The sequence below is a fragment of the Streptomyces sp. NPDC048416 genome (assembly GCF_043200435.1).
In the GTDB taxonomy this organism is placed as follows: Bacteria; Actinomycetota; Actinomycetes; order Streptomycetales; family Streptomycetaceae; genus Streptomyces.
Window position 1 is genome coordinate 206670 of sequence record NZ_JBICXU010000008.1, and the last position, 15843, is coordinate 222512.

A 15843-nucleotide genomic window follows, 5' to 3' on the forward strand; every position below is an offset into this window, starting at 1 on the left:
ATGTTGTTGGGTGGGTATTCCCCTGACGTGAGGGAGAGCGCAAGGGTGAAGATCAGACACACCTCAGAGTCTTTGTGATCTAGGGGTTTCAATCACCACCAGCCCAGGTAGGGTCAGGAAGCGTCCAGCTCCCCTTGGAGGAGGTGAGGACCGTGGCAGCCCACGACGACGACAACAACCGCGGCATCCGGCCCGGGCGGGGGTCTGAGGACCCAGCCGGCCAGGTTGCCTATCTAGAGCAGGAAATCGCCGTCCTGCGACGTAAGCTCGCCGACTCGCCGCGTCATACGAGGATTCTCGAAGAGCGGATCGTCGAGCTGCAGACCAGCCTGGCGGGCGTGTCCGCACAGAACGAGCGGCTCGCCAACACCCTCCGTGAGGCCCGCGACCAGATCGTGGCCCTCAAGGAGGAAGTCGACCGGCTCGCGCAGCCGCCGGCCGGCTTCGGAGTCTTCCTGCAGTCCAACGAGGACGGCACCGTCGACATCTTCACCGGGGGCCGCAAGCTCCGGGTGAACGTCAGCCCCGGCGTCGAACCCGACGAACTGAGGCGCGGCCAGGAAGTCATGCTCAACGAAGCGCTCAACGTGGTCGAGGCCATGGAGTTCGAGCGCGCCGGGGACATCGTCACCCTCAAGGAAATCCTGGAGGACGGCGAGCGCGCCCTGGTGATCGGGCACACCGACGAGGAACGGGTGGTGAGGCTCGCCGAGCCGCTACTGGACATCACCATCCGCCCCGGCGACGCGCTCCTGCTGGAACCCAGGTCCGGCTACGTCTACGAAGTGGTCCCCAAGAGCGAGGTCGAGGAACTGGTCCTCGAAGAGGTCCCGGACGTCGACTACGACAAGATCGGCGGCCTGGGCAACCAGATCGAGCTGATCCGCGACGCGGTCGAACTCCCCTACCTCTACCCCGACCTCTTCAAGGAGCACGAACTGCGGCCGCCGAAGGGCATCCTGCTCTACGGACCGCCGGGATGCGGCAAGACGCTGATCGCCAAGGCGGTCGCCAACTCCCTTGCCAAGAAGGTCGCCGAGGTCACCGGCCAGCCCGCGGGGAAGAGCTACTTCCTCAACATCAAGGGCCCCGAGCTCCTCAACAAGTACGTCGGTGAGACCGAGCGGCACATCCGTCTCGTCTTCCAGCGAGCCAGGGAGAAGGCGAGCGAGGGCACCCCCGTCATCGTCTTCTTCGACGAGATGGAATCCCTCTTCCGCACCCGCGGATCCGGCGTCAGCTCGGACGTGGAGAACACCATCGTCCCCCAGCTGCTCGCCGAGATCGACGGCGTGGAGGGCCTGGAGAACGTCATCGTCATCGGCGCCTCCAACCGCGAGGACATGATCGACCCCGCCATCCTGCGGCCCGGCCGGCTCGACGTGAAGATCAAGATCGAGCGTCCGGACGCGGAGGCGGCGAAGGACATCTTCGCCAAGTACCTCAGGTCCTCGCTGCCCCTGCACGCCGACGACCTCGCCGAACACGACGGGGACAAGGACGGCACCACCCACGCGATGATCCAGTCCGTGGTGGAGCAGATGTACGCGGAATCCGAGGAGAACCGCTTCCTGGAAGTCACGTACGCCAACGGCGACAAGGAAGTCCTCTACTTCAAGGACTTCAACTCCGGCGCCATGATCCAGAACATCGTGGACCGGGCCAAGAAGATGGCCATCAAGGCCTTCCTCGACCAGAACCAGAAGGGCCTTCGCATCTCCCACCTCCTCCAGGCCTGCGTGGATGAGTTCAAGGAGAACGAAGACCTGCCGAACACCACCAACCCGGACGACTGGGCCCGGATTTCCGGAAAGAAGGGCGAACGGATCGTATTCATCCGCACGCTCGTCACCGGAAAGCAGGGCGCCGACACCGGACGCTCCATCGACACGGTGGCCAACACCGGTCAATACCTGTAAAAGGCAGGCCGGCTGCGGATGCCCGGTGCGGGCATCCGCAGCCGACTGCTTTTCAGGCCACAAGCAGACCACAGCAATGACGCAATTGATCTCCCCACCAGCGCAAAGGCGTTCTAGGCTCTTCGGTACCGCCGAGTCGCGCAGTGCGGGGACGGACACCGCACACGCACCGGAGAACCAGCGGTACTTGAGCGACGCCCCCGCGGGGGAGCGCCGCCGGGCAAGGAGGGCCGCATGACCGTACGGCGAGTAATGGGCATCGAGACGGAGTACGGGATCTCCGTCCCCGGCCACCCCAACGCCAATGCCATGCTCACCTCGTCCCAGATCGTCAACGCCTACGCGGCGGCGATGCACCGGGCGCGCCGCGCCCGCTGGGATTTCGAGGAGGAGAACCCGCTGCGGGACGCCCGCGGCTTCGACCTCGCCCGCGAGGCCGCCGACTCCACCCAGCTCACCGACGAGGACATCGGCCTCGCCAACGTGATCCTCACCAACGGGGCACGGCTGTACGTCGACCACGCGCACCCCGAGTACAGCTCGCCCGAGGTCACCAACCCGCGCGACGCCGTCCTGTGGGACAAGGCCGGCGAGCGCATCATGGCCGAGGCGGCCGAGCGCGCGGCCCAGCTGCCCGGAGCCCAGCCGATCCACCTGTACAAGAACAACACCGACAACAAGGGCGCCTCGTACGGCACGCACGAGAACTACCTGATGAAGCGGGAGACCGCCTTCTCGGACATCGTGCGCCATCTGACGCCGTTCTTCGTCTCGCGCCAGGTCATCACCGGCGCCGGACGCGTCGGCATCGGCCAGGACGGCCATGAGCACGGCTTCCAGATCAGCCAGCGCGCCGACTACTTCGAGGTCGAGGTCGGTCTGGAGACGACCCTCAAGCGCCCGATCATCAACACCCGCGACGAACCCCACGCCGACGCCGAGAAGTACCGCCGCCTGCACGTCATCATCGGCGACGCCAACCTCTCGGAGATCTCGACCTACCTCAAGCTGGGCACCACCTCCCTGGTCCTTTCCATGATCGAGGAAGGGTTCATCAACGTCGACCTGGCCGTGGACCAGCCCGTCCGCACCCTCCACCAGGTCTCGCACGACCCCACCCTGCAGCGACTGATCACGCTGCGCAGCGGCCGCACCCTCACGGCGGTGCAGCTCCAGATGGAGTACTTCGAGCTGGCGCGCAAGTACGTGGACGAACGCTTCGGGGCGGACGCCGACGAGCAGACCAAGGACGTCCTGGTCCGCTGGGAGGACGTCCTGAACCGGCTGGAGAACGACCCGATGAGCCTGTCGGGCGAGCTGGACTGGGTCGCCAAGCGCGAGCTGATGGAGGGCTACCGGCGCCGTGACGGCCTGGAGTGGGACGCGGCCCGGCTCCACCTGGTGGACCTCCAGTACGCGGACGTACGGCCCGAGAAGGGGCTCTACAACCGCCTGGTGGCCCGCGGCAAGATGAAGCGGCTCCTGGACGACCCGGCCGTCACCCGGGCCCGGACGGCCCCGCCCGAGGACACCAGGGCGTACTTCCGCGGCCGCTGCCTCGAGCAGTACGCGGACGACGTCGCGGCGGCCTCCTGGGACTCGGTGATCTTCGACCTGCCGGGCCGCGACTCGCTCCAGCGGGTGCCAACCCTTGAGCCCCTACGCGGAACGCGTAACCACGTGAAGGCGCTGCTCGACCGGTGCCGGACGGCCGAAGATCTGGTTCGGGTCCTCTCGGGCGGCTGAAAGCCCGCGGGTGTGGGAAACACAGGGGTAGGCCCCACGCGTTCCACCAAAGTGCGGGGCCGATGTCGGACCCGGCTTGTAGGGTCTGATCAAGGACTCTGATCACGGACATCGAACCGAGCGGGGTGAGGTAGATGGCGACCAAGGACAGCGGCGGTGGGCAGCAGAAGGCGACGCGCTCCACCGAGGAGGCCGAGGAGCAGACGCAGGACGCGCAGGCCTCGGAAGACCTCAAGGAACGGCAGGAGAAGCTGTCGGACGACGTGGACTCCGTGCTGGATGAAATCGACGACGTACTTGAGGAAAACGCAGAGGACTTCGTGCGCTCATTTGTGCAAAAAGGTGGTCAATAGGCGTTATGCCCGATTCAGTCGATGTGAAGAAATGCACCGGCTGCAAGCGGACCCTTTCTCTCGACTCTTTCGCTGCCGACAGGAACAGGCGCGACGGCCTTCAGGTCAGGTGTCGGGAATGCGTGGCGGAGTACGGGGCCGCGCATTGCCGACGCCGACGTGAGGCCCAAGGCAAGAGTGTGCGCGAGAAGGTGGACGTCCCGCCGGGCTACAAAGAGTGCCGCTCCTGCGGCGAAGTGAAGCCTCACAGTGAGTGGCACCGCAATGTGACCGCTTCTGATGGCCTCTCCACGCGCTGCAAGGCGTGCCGGGCCATCGAGGGTCGTGCGGGGCACCTCAAGCGCCAGTACGGCATCACCGAAGACGACCGTGACCGGATGATCGCTGTACAGAAGGGTCTCTGCGTCATCTGCCTCTCCGCCCCCGCTGTTCACGTGGATCACTGCCACAAGACGGGTAGGGTCCGAGGCGTACTCTGCTTCAACTGCAATTCGGCCATCGGCAAGTTGGGGGAAAACCCCAGCACCGTCCGTCGCGCTGCCGCCTACTTGGAAGGAAACTCGTGGAAGCCAACACTCGTGGCACCGGGCGTCTACCAGCTGCCTTCCTGACGCCTGGCTCCTCCTCATTCATGGACTTCCTCTCCGACCACTCGCCGGAGATGCTGCCCGGTAAGCGCGTCATGCCTCCCATGCAGGGCCACATCGAGGCGCCGCACGGCACGACCATCGTGTCGGCGATCTTCCCCGGCGGTGTCGTCCTGGCCGGTGACCGGCGGGCCACGATGGGCAACATGATCGCCCAGCGTGACATCGAGAAGGTCTTCCCGGCCGACGAGTACTCGGCGGTCGGCATCGCGGGCACCGCAGGCCTCGCGGTGGAGATGGTCAAGCTCTTCCAGCTGGAGCTTGAGCACTTCGAGAAGGTCGAGGGCACCACGCTCTCCCTGGAGGGCAAGGCCAACCGGCTCTCCACGATGATCCGGGGCAACCTCGGCATGGCCATGCAGGGGCTGGCCGTGGTCCCGCTGTTCGCCGGGTACGACGTCGACCGCGACAAGGGCCGCATCTTCTCCTACGACGTCACCGGCGGCCGCTCCGAGGAGCACGGCTTCGCCGCCACCGGTTCTGGCTCGATCTTCGCGAAGGGCTCCATGAAGAAGCTCTTCCGCGAGGACCTGACGGAGCAGGAGGCGACCACTCTGGTCATCCAGGCGCTCTACGACGCCGCCGACGACGACTCGGCGACCGGCGGCCCGGACATGGCGCGCCGGATCTTCCCGATCGTCACGGTCATCACCGAGGACGGCTTCCGCAGGCTCACCGATGCCGAGTCCTCCGAGCTTGCCCGCTCCGTCCTGGCACGGCGGCTGGAGCAGCCCGACGGCCCCCGGGCCTCCCTCCTCTGAGGCCCGGGCAGGCCACGAGATGACTCAGCCACTGACAGAAAGGGACGGTTAGCCGGTGTCGACCCCGTTTTATGTCTCACCCCAGCAGGCCATGGCCGACCGTGCGGAGTATGCCCGCAAGGGCATCGCCCGCGGCCGCAGCCTGGTTGTGATCCAGTACGCCGACGGCATCGTGTTCGTCGGTGAGAACCCGTCCCGCGCGCTGCACAAGTTCAGCGAGATCTACGACCGGATCGGCTTCGCGGCGGCCGGCAAGTACAACGAGTACGAGAACCTGCGGATCGGCGGCGTGCGCTACGCCGATCTGCGCGGATACACCTATGACCGCGACGATGTGACGGCCCGTGGGCTGGCCAACGTCTACGCGCAGACGCTGGGCACCATCTTCTCCAGCGTCGGTGAGAAGCCGTACGAGGTGGAGCTGGTCGTCGCCGAGGTGGGCAGCACGCCCGAGGAGGACCAGATCTACCGGCTGCCGCACGACGGCTCGATCGTGGACGAGCACGGCTCGGTCGCGGTCGGTGGCAATGCCGAGCAGATCAGTACCTTCCTCGACCAGCGTCATCAGGACGGGATGTCGCTCGCCGAGGCCCTGATGCTGGCCGTGCAGGCTCTGTCGAGCCAGTCGAACGGGGCCGACCGGGAGATTCCCGCCGAGCGCCTTGAGGTCGCGGTCCTTGACCGGACGCGCCCCCAGCAGCGGAAGTTCAAGCGCATCGTCGGCCGTCAGCTGTCCCGGCTGCTCCAGGCCGATGTCGCCAAGACCGAACCCACCGAGGCCCCTTCGGACCTGGAGGAGACGGAGGACAAGTAGTCCCCGCTGCCCCGAATGCTGTTGTTCGCGCGCCCCGGTTCCGCCTCAGGCGGGCCGGGGCGCGGCCGTTGAGCCCCGTACGGCGAGTGAAACGGGCAGATCCGATGTCTCGGGCCTGCGGCCCTCCAGGACGGCGAGCAGTGCCGTCATGCCGCGGGCGCCGACCTGTTCGGCGGGCAGTGCGAGGGTGGTCAGCTCGGGTTCGAGGGCGGTCGCGAGGGTCAGGCCGTCGAAGCCGGTGACCGAGAGGTCGTCGGGGATGCGCAGCCCGAGCCGGTGGGCGGCCTTGCAGGTGCCCGCGGCGAGGAAGTCGTCGTCGCAGATCAGCGCGGTCGGTTGCGCACCGGGGGAGCGCAGGGCCTGTTCCGCGGCCTGTCGGCCGCCGTCCACGGTGAGTGCGGCCCGGATCGTGCGCAGCTCGGCGTCCGGCACTGCGCTGAGGGCGTCGGCCAGCGCCCGGGCGCGTACGACGAAGGTCCAGGAGTCCACGTCGGCGGCGATGTGGGTGAACCGGCGGTGGCCGAGGCCCAGCAGATGTTCCGTCAGGCGGCGTACGCCGTCGGCGATGTCGAGGTTCACATGGGCCGCCGGGCCGGGTTCGGCGGGGTCGCTGTCGAGCATCACCAGGGGCAGGTCGCTGCCGCGGATGGAGGCGAGGGCTCCGGCTGCCATCGAGGAGGCGATGACTCCGTCGAGTGCGGTGCGGGCGGAGTCGAAGGGGTCCCGGGCCGGGCCGACGCCCTCGGGCGAGGGATAGAGCACCACGCCGAAGCCGTGCTCGGCGGCGACCCTGGCCGCGCCCGCGTAGACCTGGGCGAAGAATTCGCTGGTCATGGCGGGCACTACGAGGAGCGCCGTGCGGGTGCGGCCGAGCCGCAGGCTGCGGGCCGCGAGGTTGGGGCGGTAGCCGAGTTCCTGAGCGGCCTCCCTGACCAGGCCTGCGGTCCGTTCGGAGACCCGGCCGCGCCATTTGTCCCCGAGGACCAGTGACACGGTGGCCTGGGAGACGCCTGCCGCGCCGGCCACGTCCCTGCTGGTCGGCGGCCGGGCGCCGGCGGGCCGTCCGGACAGCGCGGCGCGGGCGGCGCGCACCCCGGCACGGGCCGGCACCGGTGCGGGGTGCGGGGTCTGCGGGGCGTCCGGTCCTGACACGGGTCCTCCGGGGCGGGTGGTCGAGGTGCGCGGGGTGGACCCGCCCATGGGCCACATGGTACGTATGACGTCGGACGTTATACGTAACACTTGAGGAGTGGCCATGGCGGCGGGATACGCGGAGATCCTTCGGACCCGGCATGCCGCACGGCTGCTCGTGGGCACCCTCACCGGCCGGCTGCCCAACGCGACCGCCGCCATCGCGGTCGTCCTCTTCGTGCGGGCCGAGGGCGGCAGCTACTCCCTCGCGGGCGCGCTGACCGCCGTGTACGGGGTGGCCACCGCCGTGGGCCAGCCCGTGCTCGGGCGCGCCGTCGACCTGTACGGACAGCCCCGCGTGATGCTCCCCGCGTCCGTGCTCGCCGCCCTCGGCATGGCCCTGCTCGCCGTCGTCGGCATCGAGCCGGTGTTCCTGGCGTACGCGGCCGTCTTCGTGGCCGGGATCGCCACCCCGCCCCTGGAGGGCGGCCTTCGCGCGCTGTGGCCCAGCGTCCTCGGGCGCGAGGACCAGGTGCACACCGCGTACGCCATGGACGCGATAGCCCAGGAGGTGATGTTCACGGTCGGCCCGCTGCTCGTCACCGTCTCCATCGCGCTCTGGTCGCCCGCCACGGCCCTGCTCCTGATCAACGCGCTCGGGGTCATCGGCGCGCTGAGCGTCGTCCTGTCCCAGCCGTCAAGGGCGTGGCGTTCGGCGCCGCGTGAGGCGCACTGGCTGGGCGCGCTGCGCTCGTCCGGGCTTCTCGCGCTGCTCGGTTCGTTCTTCTTCGTCGGGCTCGCGCTCGGCGCCATCATCGTCGCCGCGTCCGCCTACGCCGACGATCACGGCAGCGACACCGTCTACGGGTGGCTGATGGCGGCCAACGGCCTCGGCGCCCTGCTGGGCGGGCTCGTCTACGGGGCCCGGCAGTGGAGCGGAGCCCCCGAGAGGCGGCTGCGGGTCCTGGTGGCGCTGCTCGCCGTCGGTTACCTGCCGCTCGCGCTGGTCCCGGGCGTCCCCGCGATGGCCGTGTTGACCGTCGTGTCCGGCGTGTTCCTCGCGCCCTGCATCGCCTGCGCGTTCATCGTCGTGGACCGGCACGCGCCGCGCGGCACGGTCACCGAGGCGTTCTCGTGGCTGGTGACGGCGTTCGGCGTCGGCACCGCGATCGGCACCGCGGTCGCCGGGCCCATGCTCGAACTCGGCGGAACGGGAGCGGGTTTCGCGGTCGCGGGAGGCGGCGGAGTGGCGGCGCTTGTCGTCCTGCTCGCGACGCACAAGGTGCTGGCCGCACCCGGGTATCGGCGCGATGTCGTCGGAGTTGACGAAAATGATCGAAACCGTGCCGTCGAACCCGGTTTCAGCTCAGGCCATCAGGCGTAATGTTCACTCATGGACCGCCGCATTTTCGGGCTGGAGAACGAGTACGGCGTCACGTGCACGTTCAGGGGACAGCGCCGACTGTCTCCTGACGAAGTGGCGCGCTACCTCTTCCGCCGTGTTGTGTCATGGGGCCGCAGCAGCAACGTCTTTCTGCGGAACGGCGCCCGCCTCTACCTCGACGTGGGATCGCATCCGGAATACGCAACACCCGAATGCGACAACGTGACCGAACTGGTCACGCACGACAAAGCCGGTGAGCGCATTCTCGAAGGCCTGCTCGTCGACGCCGAACGACGCCTGCACGAGGAGGGAATCGCGGGCGACGTCTATCTCTTCAAGAACAACACCGACTCGGCGGGAAACTCCTACGGCTGCCACGAGAACTATCTGGTCGCCCGCCATGGGGAGTTCTCCCGGCTCGCGGACATCCTCATCCCGTTCCTGGTCACCCGCCAGCTGATCTGTGGCGCCGGCAAGGTGCTCCAGACCCCGCGCGGCGCGGTCTACTGCGTCAGCCAGCGTGCCGAGCACATCTGGGAGGGCGTCAGCTCCGCGACCACCCGCTCGCGTCCGATCATCAACACCCGCGACGAACCGCACGCGGACGCCGAGCGCTACCGGCGTCTGCACGTCATCGTCGGCGACTCCAACATGTCGGAGACGACGATGCTGCTCAAGGTCGGCGCCACCGACCTCGTGCTGCGGATGATCGAGGCCGGCACCGTCATGCGCGACCTCACCCTGGAGAACCCGATCCGGGCCATCCGCGAGGTCTCCCACGACATCACGGGCCAGCGCAAGGTGCGCCTGGCCAGCGGCCGCGAGGCCTCCGCCCTCGAAGTGCAGCGCGAGTACTACGAGAAGGCCGTGGACTTCGTCGAGCACCGTGGCATCCGCACCGGCACCGTCGCCCAGGTACTCGAACTGTGGGGCCGCACCCTGGACGCCATCGAGGCCGAAGACCTCGACCGGATCGGCACCGAGATCGACTGGGTCATGAAGTACCAGCTCATCGAGCGGTACCGGGCGAAGAACAACATGACCATGTCGCACCCGCGGGTCGCCCAGATAGACCTCGCCTACCACGACATCCACCGCAGGCGGGGTCTGTACTACCTGCTGGAGCGCAAGGGCCAGGCGGCGCGCATCTGCAACGACCTGAAGATCTTCGAGGGCAAGTCGGTGCCCCCGCAGACCACTCGGGCCCGACTGCGCGGCGACTTCATCCGCCGCGCGCAGGAACAGCGGCGGGACTTCACCGTCGACTGGGTGCACCTGAAGCTCAACGACCAGGCGCAGCGCACCGTGTTGTGCAAGGACCCCTTCCGGTCGGTGGACGACCGGGTGGAGAAGCTGATCGCCGGTATGTGACGCCTCGGCAGAGGCCGTGATCCGGGGGCCCCGTGCGCTGTGGCGCACGGGGCCCCCGGGCATGCCGGACCCTTGTGGTGGCCGTTGGGGGCCGTAGAGTGGCCGCTCCGACCGTTCCAGCTACCCCCGAGGACCACTGTGCGACGCCGACTTGCAGCCGCGCTCATCGTGCCGGCCTTGATGCTCACCGCGGCTTGCGGAGGAGGTGACGACGACGCAGCGAAGAAGAAGGACGCGTCCGCTTCCCCCTCCGCGCAGCCGTCGCAGGCTCCCGCGCCCAAGCCGGTGTCCGACGCCTCGCCGATGCCCACCGTCGCGGGTGACGCGGGCAAGAAGCCCACGATCACCATCCCCAAGGGTGACCCGAGCGGGAAGTTCGTCGTCAAGACGCTGACCGCGGGCACCGGCGCCGAGGTCAAGAAGGACGACCTCGCGGTCACCAAGTACACCGGGAAGATCTGGAAGAGCGGCAAGGATCTCGCGGGCTCCTACGACCAGGGTGGCGTGCCCCAGGTCATCCCGGCGGGCTCGCAGACGTACATCCCGGCGTTCAGCCAGGCGGTGCTCGGCCAGAAGGTCGGCGCCCGCGTCCTGGTCGTCGCCCCGCCGGCCGCCGCGTTCGGCACCGCGGGCAAGGAGCAGCTGGGGGTCAGCGGCACCGACAACCTGGTCTTCGTCCTGGACGTCGACAGCATCATGCCGAAGAAGGTCGACGGCACCCAGGCGGCCATCCCGTCGGACCTGCCGCAGATCAAGGCGGACAAGGAAGAGGCCGCCACGATCACCGTCCCGAAGAACGACCCGCCGAAGAAGCTCGTCGACCAGGTGCTCATCGAGGGCAAGGGCGCCGAGGTCAAGAGCGGCCAGACCGTCTACATGCAGTACAGCGGCGCCACCTGGAAGCCCAACGAGGGCGCGCCGCAGGCGAAGCTGTTCGACACCTCCTGGAAGACCGGCGCCCCGTTCTCGACCGCGATCGGCCAGGGCCAGGTCATCGAGGGCTGGGACAAGGGCCTGGTCGGCAAGAAGGTCGGCAGCCGGGTGCTGCTCGTCATTCCGCCGGAGCAGGGCTACAAGGACAAGGCGCAGGGCACGGACATCCCCGCCAACTCGACCCTGGTCTTCGTCGTGGACATCCTCGGAGCAATGTAAGACTGTTCCGGTTGCACTTAGCGATCAGTAGGAGCATTACGTGAGCATCGACAAGCCCGAGATCGACTTCCCCGAGGGTCAGCCGCCGGCGGACCTGGAGATCAAGGAGATCTGGGAGGGCGACGGCGCCGTCGCCAAGGCCGGGGACAATGTCAAGGTCCACTACGTGGGCGTGGCCTTCTCCACCGGCGAGGAGTTCGACGCCTCCTGGAACCACGGCACCCCGCTGCAGTTCCAGCTCGGCACCGGCCGTGTCATCCGCGGCTGGGACCAGGGCATCCAGGGCATGAAGGTCGGCGGCCGCCGCCGGCTGACCATTCCCCCGCACCTCGCCTACGGCGACCGCGGCGCCGGTAGCGCCATCGCGCCGGGCGAGACGCTGATCTTCGTCTGCGACCTGGTCTCCGTCTGAGACACACCGTGACCGGTCCCGAGTGATCGGACCTGATCGGACCGAGGGTCCATGCCTGCGGGCATGGGCCCTCGGCTTTTGCCCCGGCAGCGCGGAGCGGTACGGTCAACGGTCGTAGCGCACAATGAGAGAGGGCGTAGGGCATCGATGGCGATTGCCAAGGCCGAGCGGCTGATGAACCTGGCGCTGTGTCTGCTCGGGACACGGCGCGCACTCAGCAAGCGGGAGCTGCGCGAGTCCATCGAGGCCTATCTCGAAGCCGGTTCCGACGATTCCTTCAACCGCATGTTCGAGCGGGACAAGGACGATCTGCGGGAACTCGGCCTGGTCATCGACACCGTCGAGAACATGGACGGCGAGACCGGCTATCTCGCCCGCCGTGACAGCAACCGTCTGCCCCCGGTCCAGCTCGACGCCGAGGAGGCCGCGGCCCTCGGGCTCGCCGCCCGCGTCTGGCAGCAGGCCCGGCTCGCGGGAGCGGCCAGCGGCGCACTCCAGAAGCTGCGCGCCGCCGGCATGCCCGAAGCGGACAATCCGTATGAGCACAGCGCGATCGAGCCGCGCATCCCGGTCCACGAGGCGGCCTTCGAGCCGTTGATGCTGGCCTGCCGCGACCGGCGCCCGGTCGTCTTCGACTACCGCAAGGTGACCGCCGTACGCCCCGAGGTGCGCCAGGTCGAGCCCTGGGGCCTGGAATGCTGGCGGGGCCACTGGTACCTGGCCGGCTGGGACCGCGACCGGGGCGCCGAGCGGGTGTTCCGGCTCAGCCGCATCTGCGGCCGGGTCCGCTCCCGCGCGGGCGCCTTCACCGCCCCCGTGCCCGATGTCGTCACGGTGCGCGAGACCGTCGAGACCTGGGCGGGGGAGACCGCGACCCGCTCGGCGAGGATCCGGCTGCGCGCGGGCGCCGGCTACCCGCTGCGCTCGCGGGCCACCGCGGCCCGGGAACTCGGCGACGGGTGGGACGAGTTGGAGATTCCGTACGGGCACGGGCTGGATGCCCACCTCGTGGAGTTCGGCCCCGACGTGGTCGTGCTGGAACCCGCCGATCTGCGGGCCGACGTGATGGACCGGCTGCGCGCCGTGGCCAAGGGCTGAGGGGAACCGTAGACCATGGCTGCCAACGCCATCGACCAGACGCGGCGGATGCTGTCGCTCGTGACCTATCTGCGCGAGCGCCCCGGCGCCCATGTCGCGGACGTCGCCCGCGCCTTCGGCATCACCGAGGACGAACTGATCTCCGACCTCGACGTGCTGCCCATGTGCGGCACCAGCTTCCGCGGCGGTGACCTCCTGGACATCGACACCGACGGCGACCGCATCTGGTGGCACAACCCCGACGACGTCGCGGCGCCGCTCAGGCTCGCCGCCGACGAGGCGACCGCGCTGCTCGTGGCCGCGCGGGCCGTCTCCACGCTGCCCGGGCTGCGCGAGGGCGACCGGCAGGCGCTGCTGCGCGCCACGGCCAAGCTGGAGGCCGCGGCCGGCGAGGCAGCAGGCGCCAGCTCCCGGCTCTCGGTCACCTTCGAATCCGAGGGCGGCGTCTTCGCCGAGGTCGACCGGGCCATCTCCGAGCGGCGCCGCCTGTGGGTGAAGTACTACTCACCGGCCCGCGACGAGCTCACCGAGCGCGAGGTCGACCCTATCCGGCTGTTCGCCGTCGGCCACACCTACATGGAGGCGTGGTGCCGCCTCTCCGAGGCCCGCCGCACCTTCCGCCTGGACCGGGTCGCCGAGATCCGGCTGCTCGACGAGGCGTCCGCGCCGCCCGAGCTGGAGCTGCGCGACCTGTCCGAAGGGCTCGTCCAGCCCTCCGCCGACGACCCCGAGGTCGTGGTGGAGGTGAGCCCCGGCGGCCGCTGGGTCGCCGAGTACTACCCGCACGACAGCGCCGATGAACTGCCCGACGGCGGCCTGCGGATCACGCTGCGCACCCCCGACCCGGCGTCGCTGCGCCGCCTGGCGCTGCGCCTTGGCCAGGACGGCCGGATCGTCTCGCCGGACGATCTCGCCGAGAGCGCCCGGCGTGCGGCCACCGAGGCGCTCGCGGCGTACGAGGACAAGCCTTCGCTCGACGACCAGCGCTGAGGAGAGTACGGAACGTGTCGGTGTTGCCCGGTATTTCCCGTCCTGTGATCCCGGTGCTCTTCAGGGCGGCCTGTCCGGAGTGCCGGGCCCGCTTCGAGCTCGGCGCGCCCGCGTTCCGCCTGGCGATCGGCGCCAGCCGCCGTACGACCTTCTACTCCTTCACCTGCCCCGAGTGCGGCTCCGCCGTCCGCAAGCCGGCCGGGGAGCGCATCGTCGAACTCCTCACCGGCGGCGGCGTCCGCACCCTCCGCCTCCACTCCACCGTCCAGGGGCCGCATCCATGTTCTGGCCGATGACCGCCATCGCCCTCGGTTTCCTCGGGATCGCCGTCCTCGGCGTGCTCGCCGTCAAGGTGTTCGTCGAGGCCCAGCGGCTCGGCCGCCAGGTGGCCGACACCACACACAAGATCAATCGCGCCGCCGAGGACCTGGAGCGCGCCGCCGTCCACCTCGCGGGGGCCGGAGAGACACGGGGATGACCGGTGCGCTCCGATGCCGCCCGTTTCGGGGCGGTACGCTGCACAACGCGGTCCAGAGAGCGAGGCACGGTCCGCAAACGGGAGTGCGCACGGGGATTGCCCGGCGTTCACCCTTGCGCGTTACGATCGCTGCACGTAAGGCGGCCGGACAAGAGTCCGGCAGTCCTCAAGCAGTCCCACCCCTGCAGCCTCGGTGAGAAGGTAAACGCTTATGTTCGGAAGGCTCGGCGCCCCCGAGATCATTCTCATCCTCATCGTCGTCGTCCTGCTGTTCGGCGCGAAGAAGCTCCCGGACATGGCGCGGTCGCTCGGCAAGTCGGCCCGCATCCTCAAGAGCGAGGCCAAGGCCATGAAGTCCGAGGGCCAGCAGCCCGCACCGGCCGACCCGCCGGTGCCGGGCGAGCAGCCGCCGGCCCAGCGCACGATCCAGTCGGCTCCCGGCGACGTGAGCAGCGCGCGTCCGGTGAACGAGCCGACGGACACGACGCAGCGCTGACACCGGGCCCCAGCAGGCGCTGTTCACCTCCGGTGTGACCAGAGCGACCTGCCGCACGAGATGAGGACGTGGGTTGCTCAAGTCTGCCCGCAAACAAGAGAGGGACCCCGAGGGCAGGATGCCGCTCTCGGACCACCTTCGTGAGCTGCGCAACCGGCTCGCGAAGTCGGTGCTCGCCATTTTGATCTGCGCTGTGGTGGCGGCGTTCTACTACAAGGACATCGCCGAGCTGATCACCAAGCCGATCAAGGAGGCCGTGGACTGCACGGTGCCGTTCACGAAGCTCACCGAGAAGGACGGCGCGAAGGTCTGCGGCAACATCACGATGTCCGGCCTCATGGGGCCGTTCACGTTGATGATCAAGGTGTCCCTCGTGGCGGGCGTCGTCGCGGCCAGCCCGGTCTGGCTCTACCAGCTGTGGGCGTTCGTCTCGCCCGGCCTGCACAAGCACGAGAAGCGCTACTCGCTGAGCTTCGTCGCGGCGGGCTTCCCGCTCTTCCTCGCCGGTGGCTGGTTCTCGTACCACGTCCTGCCGGCGGCCGCCGAGGTGCTGCTGGGCTTCACCCCCGAAGGGGTGGCCAACCTCCTGCCGCTGAACGAGCTCATCGACCTCGTCACCCGCATGATCATCGTCTTCGGCCTCTCCTTCGAGCTGCCGCTGTTCCTCGTCATGCTCAACTTCAGCGGCATCCTCACCGGCCGCCGGATGCTGGGCTGGTGGCGCGGCATGATCATGGGCGTCACGGTCTTCGCGGCGTTCGCGACGCCGACCGTCGACCCGGTCTCGATGCTCTCGCTCGCCACCCCCATCGTCGCCCTCTACTTCGTCGCCGTCGGCATCTCGATGGTGAACGACAAGCGGCGCAAGGAACGCGCCGCAGCGGGGCCCGCCGACGACGAGGCATCCGACCTCGACCTCACGCCCGAGGACATCGGCACCGTCGAAGCCGTGACGTCGCCCCCTGCGCTGCCCGAGCAGTCCGACGGCGGACGCGGCAGCAGGCTCAACGGCTACGACGACGTCACCTGATCCACAAGAGCCGCCGGGCCTCGCGGGGTCCGGCGCCCGCCCGCGTGACGGGCGGCTCACC

Annotated in this window: 17 protein-coding genes; 16 read left to right on the forward strand and 1 reads right to left on the reverse strand. The window is 68.9% G+C overall.

The window, feature by feature from the left end; all coding sequences use genetic code 11:
* Positions 1-152: 152 nt before the first annotated feature.
* From arc to prcA, 6 genes are all read left to right on the forward strand, one after another.
* Complete coding sequence (gene arc, locus ACGFW5_RS13820; RefSeq protein WP_393834411.1) at positions 153-1919, forward strand: proteasome ATPase; 1767 nt, start codon at positions 153-155, stop codon at positions 1917-1919.
* Between the two features lie 234 nt (positions 1920-2153).
* Positions 2154-3665, forward strand: a complete 1512-nt coding sequence (gene dop / locus ACGFW5_RS13825) for a depupylase/deamidase Dop (protein ID WP_393834412.1) — start codon at positions 2154-2156, stop codon at positions 3663-3665.
* Positions 3666-3799: 134 nt separating this feature from the next.
* Complete coding sequence (locus ACGFW5_RS13830; protein ID WP_393834413.1) at positions 3800-4018, forward strand: ubiquitin-like protein Pup; 219 nt, start codon at positions 3800-3802, stop codon at positions 4016-4018.
* Between the two features lie 5 nt (positions 4019-4023).
* The gene (locus ACGFW5_RS13835) at positions 4024-4629 is read left to right on the forward strand and encodes an endonuclease VII domain-containing protein (protein WP_393834414.1); all 606 of its coding nucleotides are present in this window, start codon (positions 4024-4026) and stop codon (positions 4627-4629) included.
* On the forward strand, positions 4581-5426 hold the full coding sequence (prcB, locus tag ACGFW5_RS13840; RefSeq protein WP_393834415.1) for a proteasome subunit beta: 846 nt from the start codon (positions 4581-4583) through the stop codon (positions 5424-5426). Before ACGFW5_RS13835 ends, prcB begins: the two co-directional genes overlap by 49 nt.
* Before the next feature lie 55 nt (positions 5427-5481).
* Complete coding sequence (gene prcA, locus ACGFW5_RS13845; protein WP_393834416.1) at positions 5482-6240, forward strand: proteasome subunit alpha; 759 nt, start codon at positions 5482-5484, stop codon at positions 6238-6240.
* A gap of 45 nt (positions 6241-6285) precedes the next feature.
* Here prcA and ACGFW5_RS13850 read toward each other — a convergent pair whose 3' ends face one another.
* A complete protein-coding gene (locus ACGFW5_RS13850) occupies positions 6286-7440 on the reverse strand; it encodes a LacI family DNA-binding transcriptional regulator (RefSeq protein WP_393834417.1) in 1155 nt (384 codons plus the stop codon).
* Positions 7441-7495: 55 nt separating this feature from the next.
* On the opposite strand from ACGFW5_RS13850, the gene ACGFW5_RS13855 reads away from it, so the two are divergent.
* The 10 genes from ACGFW5_RS13855 to tatC all read left to right on the forward strand — a co-directional run bounded on the left by ACGFW5_RS13855 (position 7496) and on the right by tatC (position 15782).
* Positions 7496-8755 carry an MFS transporter gene (locus ACGFW5_RS13855; RefSeq protein WP_393834418.1) on the forward strand — a complete coding sequence of 420 codons (1260 nt, stop codon included), beginning with the start codon at positions 7496-7498 and terminating at the stop codon, positions 8753-8755.
* Between the two features lie 9 nt (positions 8756-8764).
* Positions 8765-10126: a Pup--protein ligase gene (pafA, locus tag ACGFW5_RS13860; protein WP_267054116.1), complete on the forward strand. Its 1362-nt coding sequence runs from the start codon at positions 8765-8767 to the stop codon at positions 10124-10126.
* A gap of 138 nt (positions 10127-10264) precedes the next feature.
* Positions 10265-11278: an FKBP-type peptidyl-prolyl cis-trans isomerase gene (locus ACGFW5_RS13865; RefSeq protein WP_393834419.1), complete on the forward strand. Its 1014-nt coding sequence runs from the start codon at positions 10265-10267 to the stop codon at positions 11276-11278.
* Positions 11279-11318: 40 nt separating this feature from the next.
* Positions 11319-11690 carry an FKBP-type peptidyl-prolyl cis-trans isomerase gene (locus ACGFW5_RS13870; protein WP_393834420.1) on the forward strand — a complete coding sequence of 124 codons (372 nt, stop codon included), beginning with the start codon at positions 11319-11321 and terminating at the stop codon, positions 11688-11690.
* Between the two features lie 147 nt (positions 11691-11837).
* Entirely contained in the window at positions 11838-12788 is a 951-nt protein-coding gene (locus ACGFW5_RS13875; RefSeq protein ID WP_393834421.1) for a helix-turn-helix transcriptional regulator, read from the forward strand.
* A 15-nt stretch (positions 12789-12803) separates the two neighbouring features.
* Positions 12804-13778: a helix-turn-helix transcriptional regulator gene (locus ACGFW5_RS13880; protein ID WP_393834422.1), complete on the forward strand. Its 975-nt coding sequence runs from the start codon at positions 12804-12806 to the stop codon at positions 13776-13778.
* 14 nt (positions 13779-13792) lie between these two features.
* Positions 13793-14074, forward strand: a complete 282-nt coding sequence (locus tag ACGFW5_RS13885; protein WP_393834423.1) for a hypothetical protein — start codon at positions 13793-13795, stop codon at positions 14072-14074.
* A complete protein-coding gene (locus tag ACGFW5_RS13890) occupies positions 14059-14256 on the forward strand; it encodes a hypothetical protein (protein ID WP_393834424.1) in 198 nt (65 codons plus the stop codon). The genes ACGFW5_RS13885 and ACGFW5_RS13890 overlap by 16 nt, the downstream gene beginning before the upstream one ends.
* Before the next feature lie 211 nt (positions 14257-14467).
* Positions 14468-14752 (forward strand): Sec-independent protein translocase subunit TatA, encoded by a 285-nt coding sequence (gene tatA, locus ACGFW5_RS13895; protein ID WP_393132623.1) that lies wholly within the window; start codon positions 14468-14470, stop codon positions 14750-14752.
* A 73-nt stretch (positions 14753-14825) separates the two neighbouring features.
* Positions 14826-15782 carry a twin-arginine translocase subunit TatC gene (tatC, locus tag ACGFW5_RS13900; protein ID WP_393834425.1) on the forward strand — a complete coding sequence of 319 codons (957 nt, stop codon included), beginning with the start codon at positions 14826-14828 and terminating at the stop codon, positions 15780-15782.
* Positions 15783-15843 lie beyond the last annotated feature (61 nt).

Bases quoted from the DNA above. Each gene is read 5' to 3' on its own strand.
- dop (WP_393834412.1), top strand. From the start codon at position 2,154: ATGACCGTACGGCGAGTAATGGGCATCGAGACGGAGTACGGGATCTCC.
- ACGFW5_RS13850 (WP_393834417.1), bottom strand. From the start codon at position 7,440: ATGGGCGGGTCCACCCCGCGCACCTCGACCACCCGCCCCGGAGGACCC.
- ACGFW5_RS13880 (WP_393834422.1), top strand. From the start codon at position 12,804: ATGGCTGCCAACGCCATCGACCAGACGCGGCGGATGCTGTCGCTCGTG.
- ACGFW5_RS13855 (WP_393834418.1), top strand. From the start codon at position 7,496: ATGGCGGCGGGATACGCGGAGATCCTTCGGACCCGGCATGCCGCACGG.
- tatA (WP_393132623.1), top strand. From the start codon at position 14,468: ATGTTCGGAAGGCTCGGCGCCCCCGAGATCATTCTCATCCTCATCGTC.
- ACGFW5_RS13835 (WP_393834414.1), top strand. From the start codon at position 4,024: ATGCCCGATTCAGTCGATGTGAAGAAATGCACCGGCTGCAAGCGGACC.
- ACGFW5_RS13875 (WP_393834421.1), top strand. From the start codon at position 11,838: ATGGCGATTGCCAAGGCCGAGCGGCTGATGAACCTGGCGCTGTGTCTG.
- ACGFW5_RS13830 (WP_393834413.1), top strand. From the start codon at position 3,800: ATGGCGACCAAGGACAGCGGCGGTGGGCAGCAGAAGGCGACGCGCTCC.
- ACGFW5_RS13890 (WP_393834424.1), top strand. From the start codon at position 14,059: ATGTTCTGGCCGATGACCGCCATCGCCCTCGGTTTCCTCGGGATCGCC.
- pafA (WP_267054116.1), top strand. From the start codon at position 8,765: ATGGACCGCCGCATTTTCGGGCTGGAGAACGAGTACGGCGTCACGTGC.